The following is a 12,672-nucleotide window of genomic DNA, read 5'->3' on the forward strand; positions in this document are numbered from 1 at the left end:
GAGCGGGCACCGCCGTGAAAAGATCAACCATGCGTCCGATGCAGCACTCCAGCAAACTCCAGAACGTCCGCTATGAACTGCGTGGCCCGCTCCTCCAGGCGGCCAAGGCCATGGAGGCCGAGGGGCACCGCATCCTGAAGATGAACCTCGGAGACACGGCACCGTTCGGGCTGGAGGCGCCGGAGTCGGTGGTGGTGGACATGATCCACCACCTGCGCGGCGCACAGGGCTACAGCGATTCCAAGGGCATCTTCTCGGCCCGGACCGCGATCTCGCAGTACTACCAGACGCAGAACCTGATGACGATCGGCGTCGAGGACATCTTCATCGGCAACGGCGTCAGCGAGCTCATCTCCATGACCCTGCAGGCGTTCATGGAGAACGGCGACGAGGTGCTGGTGCCCGCCCCGGACTACCCGCTCTGGACCGCCGCGGTGACACTAACCGGCGGCAAACCCGTGCACTACCTGTGCGACGAGCAGCAGAACTGGTGGCCGGACATGGCCGACGTCGAAGCCAAGATCACCTCGCGCACCCGCGCCATCGTGATCATCAACCCGAACAACCCCACCGGCGCCGTGTACCCGCGCCACATCCTGGAGCAGTTCGCGGACCTGGCCCGCAAGCACGACCTGGTGCTGTTCTCCGACGAGATCTACGAGAAGATCCGCTACGAAAAGGCCCAGCACATCCACACCGCCTCGGTGGCGGACGACGTCTGCGTACTGACCTTCAGCGGGCTCTCCAAGGCGTACCGGATGCCCGGCTACCGGGCCGGCTGGGTGGCCGTCACCGGTCCGCACGCGGCCACCGCCGAATACCGCGAAGCCCTGGAGCTGCTGGCGTCGCTGCGGCTGTGCGCCAACGTCCCGGCGCAGCACGCCATCCAGACCTGCCTGGGCGGATACCAGAGCATCGAGGAGCTCATCAGGCCGGGCGGGCGGCTGCGCGAACAGCGTGACCTGGCATTGAAACTGCTGACGGCGATCCCCGGTGTTTCGTGCGTTCCCGCGGCCGGTGCCATGTACCTGTTCCCGCGCCTGGACCCCGAGATCTACCCGATCAAGAACGACGAGGAGTTCGTACTGGAGCTCCTGCGCGACCAGAAGATCCTCGTCTCGCACGGCACCGCGTTCAACTGGCCGACGCCGGACCACTTCCGTTTCGTGATCCTGCCGGCTGAGCGGGAGATCGAGGAAGCCGTTCGACGGATTTCGACGTTCCTCGCTGCGTACCGGGCAAGGGTTTAGCTTCGCGATTCCAGTGACGGCTTGGGCCTGCCGGTCACGGCGGCGGTCCACCAGTCATGAAGACCGGCGGACCGCGATCCGAGCCATTTCTACTGACGGACCTCCACGGTGGCCGGGGCCGGCGCTTCCTTTTCCGGCAGATCCTTTTGCCAGCCTTCTTGCTGTCCAAGCCGCTTACGGACCACCGGCCAGAACAGCACCAACGCACCGGCCGCGATCAGGCTCGTCCACACCTGTGTGCGGCCGTCCTCGCTGAACAGCATGATCGTGACAATGCCGATCGCACCCAGGATCAGGATGATGTTCAGCCACGGGAACAGCCACACCTTCAGCTTGAGGTCCGCCCGTTCATCCGAAGTCATCTTGGTCCTCATGCGCCACTGGGTGAGGGCGATGAACACGTAGACAAAGAGGGCAACCAGCCCGGTCGAATTCATGATGAAGTCATAGATGCCCGAGCTGGGGGCAATGAAGTTCACCAAGGTTGCGATGAGGCCGCCGACCGTCGATGCAACTACGGCGACAACCGGGACTCCCTTCCTGTTACGCCTGGCGACAACCGCCGGCGCAAGCCTCTGCTCGGCAAGGGCGGCGAACATCCGGGACGCGGAGTATGTTCCGGAGTTGAGGACGGAGATCACGGCCGTGAAGATGACCAGGCCCATGATGACCTCGGCGCCGGGCATGCCGAACAGCGAGAACACGTAAGTGAACGGGGCAATGTCGGACGGCTTGGGGAGTTCGCTCCACGGAACGATCGTGGCGATGACGAGGATGGCACCCACATAGAAAAGCATGACTCGCCAGATGACCGTGTTTGCTGCCTGGCGGATTCCCTTTGCGGGGTTCTCTGATTCCGCGGCGGCCATGACGGCAATCTCGGTGCCGAAGTACGAAAACAGCACCAGTGCGATGCTGGAGAGAACCACGCCGATCCCGTTGGGCATGAATCCGCCGTGGGCCCAGAGGTTGGATACAGAGAAGGAAGCGTTCGGCCAGAGCCCGAGCACGTACAGCACGCCCGCACCAAGGAACACCACAATCGCGATCACTTTGATGCTTGCGAGCCAGAACTCCGTTTCCCCGAAGGTCCGCAGGGAAATGAGGTTCGTGCCCACAAAGACCGCCAGCAATGCGAGCGAACCGGCCCACGCGGGAAGCACGGGGAACCAGTTGTGCAGCATTCCGCCACCCACGACGGCTTCGTAGGCGATCACGCCCACCCAGAAATACCAGTACAGCCAGCCGACGATATACGCCGCCCAGCTTCCAAGGCCCACCCTGGCATATTCCATGAAGGATCCGACGGCAGGCCTGGCCGCTGCCATTTCGCCGAGCATCCGCATTGCGAGGAATACCAAAAGCCCGCCCGCGGCGTAGGAGAGTACCGCTGCGGGACCGGTATTGCGGATGATGTTGGCCGAGCCGACGAACAGGCTCGCACCAATGATTCCACCCAGCGTGATCATGGTGACGTGCCGGGCGCGGAGCTTCTTGCCCTGTGAATGACCGGCGGATTCCGGCCCGGATGCCAGGGAAGCACCCTGCGCCGCTGTCAGGTGATGCTTCGAGTCGACGTCGTATTCGTTGGTCATGATGAACCTCTTCGCTTGTTGGGAAAAGCGCTGGTTTCTGACAGGAACCCGTCAGGTTTCTTGCATTCAGGCCGATGTAGGACGCTGCTGGAATTCGTTTGTCACCGGCGCTCGCGTTCATTGATGGCGTGCCCGATAGCCTGCACGTAGGACACCAGCTCGTCATCGCTGATGATGAACGGAGGGCTGATCTGCAAAGTGTTTCCGCGCAGCGGCCGGGAAATGAATCCGAGTTCGATAAGGTCGTCGGCGATCGCTTCGGCGCTGAGGTGATCGGCCAGGGTGACGCCGCCGAGCAGGCCCGCAGACCGGACCTCGATGACTCCGGAATGCCCGGCATCCAGCCCGGCAAGTTCCCGATGCAGCACCCTTTCGAGGTCCCCGACCCTGGGTATCAGCTGATCGCGTTCGAGAATCTCCAGGTGCGCGAGGGCCACCGCAGAAGCCGTCGCGTGGCCCGCGTAGGTCGCGCCATGGCGGAAAATCGGTGTTGCGGGAGAGTCGACGTAGAAGGGTTCCCAAATCGGGGGGCTTACGAGCACGCCGCCCAGTGGCGCGTAGCCGGAAGTGATGCCCTTGGCGAACGTCAACAGGTCCGGCTGAATCCCGTACCGTTCGGCGGCAAACATCTCGCCGGTCCGGCCGAAGCCGGTGATGACTTCATCCAGGATCAAGAGGATGTCATTCTCCCGGCAGATCTGTTGGATCGCTTCAAGGTATCCCGGCACTGGAGGATTGACGCCTCCGGTACCCTGGATCGGTTCGGTGACGATCGCGGCAATTTTTTCCGCCCCGATTTCGTCGACAACCCGGGCAACCTGCTCGGCGTCGTTGAACGAGACCCGGGCGGTTTCGGGGACCAGGGAATCGGTTCCGTAGCCTTCGCGGTTGAATTCGAGGCCGGCGATGCTCGTTCCGTAGGCGTGCAGGCCGTGGTAGGCGAATTCGCGGCTGAGGATGACCTTCTTGGATGAGCGGCCTTCCCGCTGCCAATGGCGGCGGGCGAGCTTGCAAGCCACATCGATGGCATCGGAGCCGCCTGAATTGAGAATCACCTTGGCCCGCTCAAACGGGGCCAGGCCAGCGAGCCGCTCCCCCAGCGCGTGTGCTTTGTCGTTCGTGAACCGGGCAAAGATGTGGTGCGTCTCGAGCCGCATCATCTGCTCGTAGGCGGCCCGGGCCAATTCCGGATGGGAGTGGCCTATGTTGGCGTGCCACAGACCGGCGGTTCCATCGAAAAGGCGGCGGCCGTCGGACGTGAAGACATAGGAGCCTTCTCCCCGTTCGATGATGAGTTGGCGCCCGATGACCGTGGGGACATGTGCTTGGGCGGGCCAAAGTGCGGGCCCGTCCACCAGCCGCGCCTTGGTCGGTGCCTGTACGGGATCGGTCATTGTCATGGGTTCGCTCCTTCCGGTAAACGTGAGTCCTGTCTGGGAATCCACCGGAGGAATTTGCGGTGGTGATGACAAAGTACGGACGCAGACACCTAAAGAAAAGCGATACTTTTTGACCGATACTTGTAAGAAAAACTTGCAGGGGCGCACAGGGCCGAGCGCCGTCGTCGTTTCCTAGTCCCCTACCGAGCCGCTGACCCGCAGGGCGTTGATGATCGCCGGGATCGAGAGGATCAGCATTATCAGGGCCCAGACCAGCGCCACGACCACGGTGACCAGCGCCCAGAACTGGTCGCCGATGGAGACCAGCGGGCCGGGCAGGAAACCGTGGATCAGGCCGAGCACCAGCTGCAGCAGCACGGACACCACGAGCAGAACCACCAGCCCGGTGACTTTGAGGAACTTCGGCTGGCTCAGGATCAGCAGCACGGCGAACACGGCCTTCAGCAGGAGCAGTAGCCCTAGGATCGCTGCCGCCTGCCCGGTGGGAAAACTGCCCCACAGCGCCAAGTAGGCCAGGGTCCCGAACGGTGCGGCCACGAACAATCCGAACATCAGGAACAGCTTCGCCATCGCCAGCATCGCCGCGAAGAACGCCGCCACCACCCACAGGAACGTGACAATCAGGGTCACGATCCCCTGGATCCGTCCGTAAAGCCGAAGCTCCATCATCAGGCTGAGCCCCAGCATCACCACGGTGAACAGCAGCAGACCGTCCAGGAACGCAAGGAAACCGATCCCCGCACCGGGAGGTTCGGCGTCGGCCTTCTGGGTCTTGAGGAAAACGTCGAGCGGGACGCCCAGCTTGGCGGCGTCGGCCGGGGAGACAGGTTCGACGGCGGTCCCGCCGAGCAGGAGCGACATGCCTATTTCCGCCAGCACGGCGATGGCGAAGACCACGACGGCGGCAATGAAGAAGGGTTTGCGGATCGCCTCGGGCGACGGCCCATCACGAAGCGCGCCGGTACCAGTGATACCCGCCAAATAGCCCGGACCCCGCCTCCCTGCGGCCATGGCTCAATTGTGGCAGAGGCGATGCCCGTATAGGCGTCAAATCGGGCGTCTGGCCCTAATTTGCGTGGAACTTCAACGGCGCAGGTGCAGGCCGACGAATAGAAGCCCGGCCCCGTGAGGCGACAGATAGCAACCAATTGATGTGAGTTGACGGATACAACCAATTAACACATCAAACTCTTGACCTGGTGAAGATTGCACCCATAGAGTTCTTTGATATATGAGTCATATATCACATTCCCGACCCGGCTCGAGGTCTCGACGGGTCGGCGCGAGGGCGCCTGAAACCAAGGCCTTTCCGCATCCAGCTCGAAGAGCAGTGATACATGACGACGCCGAAATCATCTCGCGAGTCCTGCGCGGCAATATCGGCTGGCATCGAGCCAGCCGGCCTCGTCCGCCGATTGCTAAGGGCTGCGGCTGTCCGTGCGTCTAGGAAACGGCGCTCGGGTGCCGTCAGCCGTTTGCGCTGAAGTCAGAAGGGAACAAATCTCAATGAGTTATCCGACCAGGACGACGGCCCCCGTCGACCCCTCCATATCAAGCGAGACCAGCTCCGAGTTCAAACGCCGCTTCATGGTGCGGCTTGTCGCTGTATTCATCGGCGGGATGTTCCTCGACGGTTACATCCTCGGAATCATCGGCCCCGTCACCGGACTCATGCGGTCCGATCTCCAGCTCGACGCGCTATCTCTGGGCATGATCGCCGCAGGCCCGCTGGCTGGCATTTTCGTCGGCTCCCCGCTGGCCGGCTGGGCTACTGACAAGTTCGGACGCAAGCCCATGTTCCTCGTGGACATGGGCCTATTCGTGCTCGCCTCAGCGGCCCAGCTCTTCGTCACCTCCGGAGACGGGGCCGTGGTCCAGCTGGTCATCATCCGCTTCTTCATGGGCGTCGCGATCGGCGGCGAATACTCGATCGGCGGGCCACTGCTGTCAGAGTTCTCCCCTCCGAAGCTCCGCGGGCGGTTGCTCGGACTGACCCTGATTGCCTGGTATGTCGGTTTCATGGTGGCGTTCATCGTTGGCACGCTCCTGCATGACGCGGGCACCCCTTGGCGCCTCGTGATCGGGACGAGCACCATTCTCGCGCTCATCCTGTTTTTCGCCCGCTTCGGCCTCCCTGAATCGCCAAGCTGGCTCATTACGAAGGGACGGCGCGAGGAAGCACTGTCTATCGCACGCAGGTACATCGAATCGCCCCAGATGCACGACAGCATCACCGAAGAGATCGACCTGAGGATGCTCCAGGAAGCCCAGGCCGCCGAGAACAAGACCAAGATCAAGGGTGCCTCCTTCGGAATGCTGTTCTCCAGCCAGTACTGGCGCACCACCCTCTTCACCTCAGGCTTCTGGTTCTGCGCGGTCACGCCGTACTTCGCGATCGCGACCTTCGCCGACGAGGTGCTCAAACAGTTCGGCTTCGGCGGTGGCTGGGCCGGCGGAGTCGGCCTGTCAGCACTCGCGGCCGCGGGCGTTGTCACCACGGTGCTGCTGATCGACAGGCTCGGCCGCCGGATCCTCACCGTGCCCGGGCAGTGGCTCTGCGCAGGCATCCTGCTGATCATCGGGGTCTGGGCGAACGCGCCGGCCATCCTGGTGCTGGTCCTGTTCCTCGCCTTCTCCTTCTTCAATGCCGGCTACACCACCATGACCCAGGTCTATCCGGCCGAGGTGTTCCCCGGCCATCTGCGCGGCGTCGGCATGGGCTTTGCCGCGGCCTTCAGCCGCATCGGCGCCGCACTCGGCACCTTCGCACTGCCCTGGGCTATCAGCAACATCGGCATGGGTCCGAGCATGGTCGTAGCCGCCGCCGTCGCATTACTCGGCGCAGTTCTCTCGCAGTGGCTCGCGCCTGAGACGAAGGGGCGCACCCTCGCCGAGATCTCAGCAGACTTTTCCCACTGACACCGGGACTGACCCACCTCGGAGCGGCAAGTGACGGGACTTGACGTCTTGGCACCGTCAGATGTCTCTTGCTGAGGGAAAACAGAAAGGCCGGCACCAGTTCAGATCTGGTGCCGGCCTTTCGCCCGTTACCTGCGTGACATTCTGCCGGATCGCCTTCCTCGGAGGGCCCCAAACCACGTGATCATGCGGATGTCCGGAGCCCGTAGGGCGCGTGATCCAGCAGAATGTGTTGCTACGGCTCGTCGGTGCGGAGCCAGGCCCGGCCGTGGCGGTAGCGGACCGCGGTTCCGCTCAGGCCGGCCGGGGCGAGATCGATGGTGTCCAGGATGCCTTGTTCTGAAGGAGGGATAGCCTTGGCCCGATTAGGAATGTCCGCGTCGCCCTTGTTTATTTCGTAAGCTTCCGTTGCGCCGGAAGCGGGCATTTCAATGCCGGAAGAGCTTCGCACCACCAGAAGCCCACAGAACAAGTAACCCGCGCATCCCAGCAAAGCCTTTGAAGCTACGGTCAACTCATCGCTCGTGTTTGGCGTCCTTGAGTTTTCGTCCCACAGCCAAGCTGAGTTGGCGCTGGCCCGGAAGGAAGCATGATCCATGGAGTTGACTGCATCAAAACCGTGGAGTGCACAATAGTCATCCGCGGCCACATCGTCGTCGGGAAAGTCTTCGTATTCCGGATCGCGCCGGGCTTCTCCCTCACGGCAGATGCAACCGTTGGCCCGGTTGTCTTCGGGCTCGACTCTGCCCCCATAAGACGGTTCCAGCCCGTTCGTCCAGACAGGCCCGCCGGCCCCAGGCACAATCCACACGAACCGCCCAGCCCACCTATAGGCGAGGCCCTTTCGGATGTTCCTGCTGCATGACCAGATCAGCAGCATCATTGCCGGAGGAGCGAAGACTGCCTCGAACGGCCTGAAAGTTGATCCGTCAGACGGCACCGCCTTGTTTTGGGCATCCACCCAGTCGAAAACGAACCAAGTGCACAATGCTAGGGAGATGCAGAGGAACGCAAGCGTGATCCACCATCCACCACGCAACGCATTGCGTTCGGCGGTTAGCACATCGCTTCCGAGCTCAACCGTCTCCCCGTTCCTCAGCCGCGCCGCAAGCGTTCGGATGGCCCTCAGCTGACGCGACGAAGACACGAAGTCTGTTGCTGCCATGACAGCTGCGATCCCAGTACCGACAGTCCAGACAGGCGCAGATTGCGCTCCGACAATCATTTGAGCGATCGCACATGCCGCCAATAGTCCAGACAGCGCAAGGGCCAGATAGCGACCCATTGCCCAACCGACGATGCCCAGCAAGAGCGCCGTGTTAGTAATTACCCCGGCGAACACGTTGATCGGTAGCAGGGACTCTTCCCATGACAGCGAAACCTCCTCCCACCCTCGATCAGCCACGAAAGCCCCGCCGACGGTGAGCAGCCCCAGCAACCAGGCCATCAGGGTCACACGCCCACCGGACCGGCGCCGGGGCAGGCCTGCCCACTCCTCTTTGCTGGGCCGGAGCAGCTCGCGAACGTTGTGCATTGCACCATCCTGCGGGATCGACGCAATCCGTCCAAAAACCCGAAACTGACTCGCAATTGTTGTCGTTATGAGCCTTCATAACGACAACAACTGCGAGTCAGTTGGGTGAGATAACCGCTACCCGAACGTCAGCTTCGGCGGTGCCTGCCGGAAGCCCTTGGTGCGGAAGGCCAGGAAGACAATGCCGGCCGCCATCCAGCACAGGCCCACAATGAACGAGTTCGGGGCCAGCGAGGTCCACAGCCAGATGGTCAGCGCAAACCCGATAAAAGGCAGCATAAGGTACTTCACCACGCTGGCGGCGCCACGAAGCTTGCCATCCCAGAAGAAGTGCTTGATAACCGAGAGGTTCACCATCGAGAAGGCGAACAGGGCGCCGAAGCTGATCATGGTGGCGGCCATTTCCAGGCTAAGCACGAGCGCCAGCAATGACACGGCCGAGACCGTGACGGCGGCCAGCACCGGGGTGCCGAAGCGCGGGTGGAGCTTGCCGAACGGACGGGGCAGCAGGCCGTCGCGGCCCATGGCATAGATGATTCGGCTGACGCTGACCTGGCTGGTCATGGCCGAGCCGATGCAGCCGGCAACGAACATCGCGATGAAGAAGGCACTCAACAGCGGCCCGCCCACCTTTTCCACCAGCTCGATGCCGGCGGTGTCGAGGGCGGTGAATTCGTGCCAGTCCGGGATCACCAGGCCACCCACCCAGGCGACCACGATGAAGATCAGGCCGCCCAGCAGGGTGGTGATGACGATGGCCCGCGGAATGTCCCGCTGCGCATTCCGGGCATCCTCAGACAGCGTGGAAACGGCGTCGAAGCCCAGGAAGGACAGGGCCAGCACCGCCGCGCCGGCGAAGATCGGGCTCGCGCCGCCCGAACCGAAAGCGAACGGCGCCGTGACGGAAGGGGCCGGGTTGCCGGACAGGTACGAGATGGAGAGCGCCACGAACACGATGATGATCACCACTGACACGGCCACGATCACGCCGCTGAACTTGCCCACGAACTTCACGCCCAGGGCAATGAACGCCAGCACCAGCAGAATGCTCACCAGCGCGAAAGCCCAGGCCGGGATCGCGGGGAACGCCGCGTTCATGTACAGGCCGATCAGCAGGAAGTTGATCATCGGCAGGAACAGGTAGTCCAGCATCAGGGTCCAGCCGGTCACGAAGCCCAGGTGCCCACCGAACGTCTGCTGCGTGTAGGAATAGGCGCTGCCCGCCGCCGGGATGGCGCGCGACAGCTTGGCGTAGCTCAGGGCGGTGAAGAGCATGGTCGCCAGGGCCACCACGTAGGCGGCGGCCAGGTGCCCGTCGGTGATCTGGGTGACCGTGCCGAAGGTGGTGAACACAGTGGGCGGGGCCATGTAGCTCAGGCCGAACATGACCAGAGCGGCCAGGCCCAGGACCCGGCGCAGATGGGGCTGATTGGGGGCCGGTGCGCCGGTGGAGGGGGCGACCGGGGCGGCGTGGCTTTCAGTGTTCACGGACATCATTGTCTTTCGGGTGGGGAGGGCTGGCGCCCCTGTTGGGGAGGGGGAAGGATGTGCGGCTAGCGCACTGACTCTGGCTGCTTCTGGAAAGTCGGGCGCCCGGCAAGCCAGGTGCCCAGGACCTCGACGCCGGCAATCCGCTCGGCGGGCAGGGCGGCCGGGTCAGCGGCCAGCAGCACCAGATCGGCGCTCATGCCGGGCTGCAGGCGCCCCCACGCCTGCTCGGCGAAGGCCTGGTGGGCCACACCGGCGGTGTACGCCTCAAGTGCGGTCTCGACGTCGACCCTTTCGTTGGGCAGCCAGCCGCCCTCGGGGAGGTGGTCGGTTGTCTGGCGGGTGACCGCCGTCGCGAGTCCCGGCACGGGGTGGTGTCCGGTGACGGGCCAGTCGCTGCCGAAGGAGATGGTGACGCCGGCGGCGGCGAGCGAGTGGATGGGGTACTGCAGCGCGGCGCGGGGTTCGCCGAGCCGCGGGATGGTGAGCAGCCGCATGACGTCGTCGGAGCAGGCCCACAGGGGCTCGAAGTTCGCCACGACGCCGAGCCCGGCGAAGCGCGGAATGTCGGCCGGGTCGATCACCTGGAGGTGGGCGATCACCGGGCGGCGGTCCCGCGGGCCGTTGCGGCGCTGGACTTCTTCGAGCCCGTCGAGGGCCATGCGCACGGCGCCGTCGCCGATCGCGTGCAGGTGCAGTTGGAAGCCGAGCGCGTCGAAGGCGGCCAGGGCGTTGTGCAGGTCCTCGCGTTCCCAGTTAGGCAGGCCGCTCTCCCCCGGGGCGTCGGCGTAGGGGGCCAGCATGCAGGCCGTGTGGCTTTCGATGATGCCGTCGATGAAGAACTTAACGGTGTTGGCGCTCAGCAGCGGGTTGTCCAGCACCCGGACGCGGCCGCGGGCGGCGTCGAAGGCCTCGGGCTGGTGCTGCCAGCCGGCGGGGTCGGCACGGAAGGCGAGGTTGAGCCGGGTGGCCAGGCGCCCTCCGGCGGCCGCGGCCTCGTAGGCGGGCAGGTCGGCGAGCTCCACCCAGGCGTCCTGCACCCAAGTGACGCCGGCGGCGGCGTAGCGTTCGGTGGCCGAGGCCAGGGCGTCCACCCGCTGCTGCAGTGAGAAGGCGGGGGCAACGCGCGCCACGAGGTCGATCGCGCCCGTTTCCAGGAGCGTGCCGAGCGGGCTGCCGTCCGGGCGGCGGGCGATCCGGCCGAGCGCCGGTTCGGGGGTGTCGCGGTCGATGCCGGCTGCCTTGAGGGCCGCACTGTTGACCCACACGGTGTGGTAGTCCCAGGCGCGCAGCAGCACCGGGCGGTCGGGGACGGCGGCATCCAGCCACGCGGCGTCGAACATCCCGCCGGGGGCGAGGGTGGCGTCGTAGCTGGCCCCAATGATCCATTCGGCCTCCGGGTGGGCATCCGCCCATTCCCGCACGGATGCGGCGATTTCCTCGACGGAACCGCAGCTTCGGATCTGCGGGCCGAGGCCTTCCAGCCCGCCGTAGAGCGGGTGCGCGTGGCCGTCAGCGAACGACGGCGACAGGTAGCCGCCTGCCAGGTCCACCGTTTCGTCGGCCTCGCCGAGCAGCGCCAGGGCGTCCGCACCGACAGCGGCGATGACGCCGCTGCGCACGGCGAGCGCGGTGGCGCGGCCGGCGCGAGTTCCGCCGTCGGGATTTCCGACGTCACTGCCTCCCTCCGGTGAGGGGGCTGCGACGGTGCCGCCGTGGAAGATGGTCAAGCTCATTGCCGCTCCAATAAATTTAACGGGATTAAATTTCCTGAATTGAGGATAGAGTGTGATTGAGGCAACAAGCAAGGGCGAAGGGAAAAATGGCTGACACGCTGGAACGTCGTGCGGGCAGGCCTGCCAAGAACGTCCTGAACCGGGACCTCATCCTCGCCACGGCCATCACCGTCCTCAACCGGACCGGACCGGAGGACTTCACCATGGCGGCGCTGGCCAAGGAACTCGGCGTCAAGACCCCGGCGCTCTACCACCACGTGGGCGGCAAGAACGACATCCTGGCCGGCATGCGCCAGTTCGTCACGGCGGGCATCGACTACGGGGTGTTCAAGACCCTCCCTTGGGACGAGGCCACCGTCATCTGGGCGCGTTCCTATCGGGCCGCTTTCGCCGCGCACCCCTACGCGATCTCGCTCCTGGCCACGGTCCCCGTCACCGGCGCGCACCCCACCCTGCTGATGTACGAGGAAGTGTCCAAGGGTTTCCGGGCCGCGGGCTGGCCCGAAGCAAAGATCGTCAGCGCCATCGTGGCCCTGGAGAACTTCATCCTCGGCTCGGCCCTGGATGCCGTGGCACCGCCGGACATGATGGAACCCGGGGATTTCGCCGGCGACGTCCCCGTCTACACCCACGTGCTGCGGGCAGGGGAAAGCGCGGAGCCGCGCCTGTCCCGCGCCGACCAGGCCTTCGAGCTGGGCCTCGCCGCGCTCGTGGCGGGCCTGGCCGGCCTCAAGTAACGTCGTTCAAATA

General features: G+C 64.4%; 9 protein-coding genes. 3 read left to right on the forward strand and 6 right to left on the reverse strand.

Features of this window, described 5'->3' with window-relative positions; translation table 11 throughout:
* The first annotated feature begins 29 nt into the window (after positions 1–29).
* The gene (locus tag D3654_RS16195) at positions 30–1,250 is read left to right on the forward strand and encodes a pyridoxal phosphate-dependent aminotransferase (RefSeq protein WP_120522495.1); all 1,221 of its coding nucleotides are present in this window, start codon (positions 30–32) and stop codon (positions 1,248–1,250) included.
* Positions 1,251–1,339: 89 nt separating this feature from the next.
* Here D3654_RS16195 and D3654_RS16200 read toward each other — a convergent pair whose 3' ends face one another.
* The 3 genes from D3654_RS16200 to D3654_RS16210 all read right to left on the reverse strand — a co-directional run bounded on the left by D3654_RS16200 (position 1,340) and on the right by D3654_RS16210 (position 5,256).
* Positions 1,340–2,845, reverse strand: coding sequence for an amino acid permease (locus tag D3654_RS16200; protein ID WP_245413280.1), 1,506 nt, complete (start codon positions 2,843–2,845; stop codon positions 1,340–1,342).
* A gap of 101 nt (positions 2,846–2,946) precedes the next feature.
* Positions 2,947–4,245, reverse strand: a complete 1,299-nt coding sequence (locus D3654_RS16205) for an aminotransferase family protein (RefSeq protein WP_205571835.1) — start codon at positions 4,243–4,245, stop codon at positions 2,947–2,949.
* Positions 4,246–4,416: 171 nt separating this feature from the next.
* Positions 4,417–5,256, reverse strand: a complete 840-nt coding sequence (locus tag D3654_RS16210) for a hypothetical protein (protein ID WP_120522497.1) — start codon at positions 5,254–5,256, stop codon at positions 4,417–4,419.
* Positions 5,257–5,751: 495 nt separating this feature from the next.
* On the opposite strand from D3654_RS16210, the gene D3654_RS16215 reads away from it, so the two are divergent.
* The gene (locus tag D3654_RS16215; RefSeq protein ID WP_120522498.1) at positions 5,752–7,164 is read left to right on the forward strand and encodes an MFS transporter; all 1,413 of its coding nucleotides are present in this window, start codon (positions 5,752–5,754) and stop codon (positions 7,162–7,164) included.
* A 235-nt stretch (positions 7,165–7,399) separates the two neighbouring features.
* Here D3654_RS16215 and D3654_RS16220 read toward each other — a convergent pair whose 3' ends face one another.
* The 3 genes from D3654_RS16220 to D3654_RS16230 all read right to left on the reverse strand — a co-directional run bounded on the left by D3654_RS16220 (position 7,400) and on the right by D3654_RS16230 (position 11,922).
* Positions 7,400–8,620: a hypothetical protein gene (locus tag D3654_RS16220; RefSeq protein ID WP_162943765.1), complete on the reverse strand. Its 1,221-nt coding sequence runs from the start codon at positions 8,618–8,620 to the stop codon at positions 7,400–7,402.
* A gap of 195 nt (positions 8,621–8,815) precedes the next feature.
* A complete protein-coding gene (locus D3654_RS16225; RefSeq protein ID WP_245413281.1) occupies positions 8,816–10,186 on the reverse strand; it encodes an APC family permease in 1,371 nt (456 codons plus the stop codon).
* Positions 10,187–10,251: 65 nt separating this feature from the next.
* Positions 10,252–11,922: an amidohydrolase gene (locus D3654_RS16230; RefSeq protein WP_120522501.1), complete on the reverse strand. Its 1,671-nt coding sequence runs from the start codon at positions 11,920–11,922 to the stop codon at positions 10,252–10,254.
* Positions 11,923–12,008: 86 nt separating this feature from the next.
* Here D3654_RS16230 and D3654_RS16235 point away from each other — a divergent pair, with 86 nt between their 5' ends.
* Entirely contained in the window at positions 12,009–12,659 is a 651-nt protein-coding gene (locus tag D3654_RS16235; protein WP_120522502.1) for a TetR/AcrR family transcriptional regulator, read from the forward strand.
* The last annotated feature ends 13 nt before the right edge of the window (positions 12,660–12,672 follow it).

The sequence above is a fragment of the Arthrobacter celericrescens genome, assembly GCF_003614925.1.
GTDB classification, from domain to species: Bacteria; Actinomycetota; Actinomycetes; order Actinomycetales; family Micrococcaceae; genus Arthrobacter; species Arthrobacter celericrescens.

Coding starts and splice junctions, on each gene's coding strand:
- D3654_RS16210 (WP_120522497.1), bottom strand. CDS start 5,256: ATGGCCGCAGGGAGGCGGGGTCCGGGCTATTTGGCGGGTATCACTGGT.
- D3654_RS16195 (WP_120522495.1), top strand. CDS start 30: ATGCGTCCGATGCAGCACTCCAGCAAACTCCAGAACGTCCGCTATGAA.
- D3654_RS16235 (WP_120522502.1), top strand. CDS start 12,009: ATGGCTGACACGCTGGAACGTCGTGCGGGCAGGCCTGCCAAGAACGTC.
- D3654_RS16205 (WP_205571835.1), bottom strand. CDS start 4,245: ATGACAATGACCGATCCCGTACAGGCACCGACCAAGGCGCGGCTGGTG.
- D3654_RS16200 (WP_245413280.1), bottom strand. CDS start 2,845: ATGACCAACGAATACGACGTCGACTCGAAGCATCACCTGACAGCGGCG.
- D3654_RS16230 (WP_120522501.1), bottom strand. CDS start 11,922: ATGAGCTTGACCATCTTCCACGGCGGCACCGTCGCAGCCCCCTCACCG.
- D3654_RS16215 (WP_120522498.1), top strand. CDS start 5,752: ATGAGTTATCCGACCAGGACGACGGCCCCCGTCGACCCCTCCATATCA.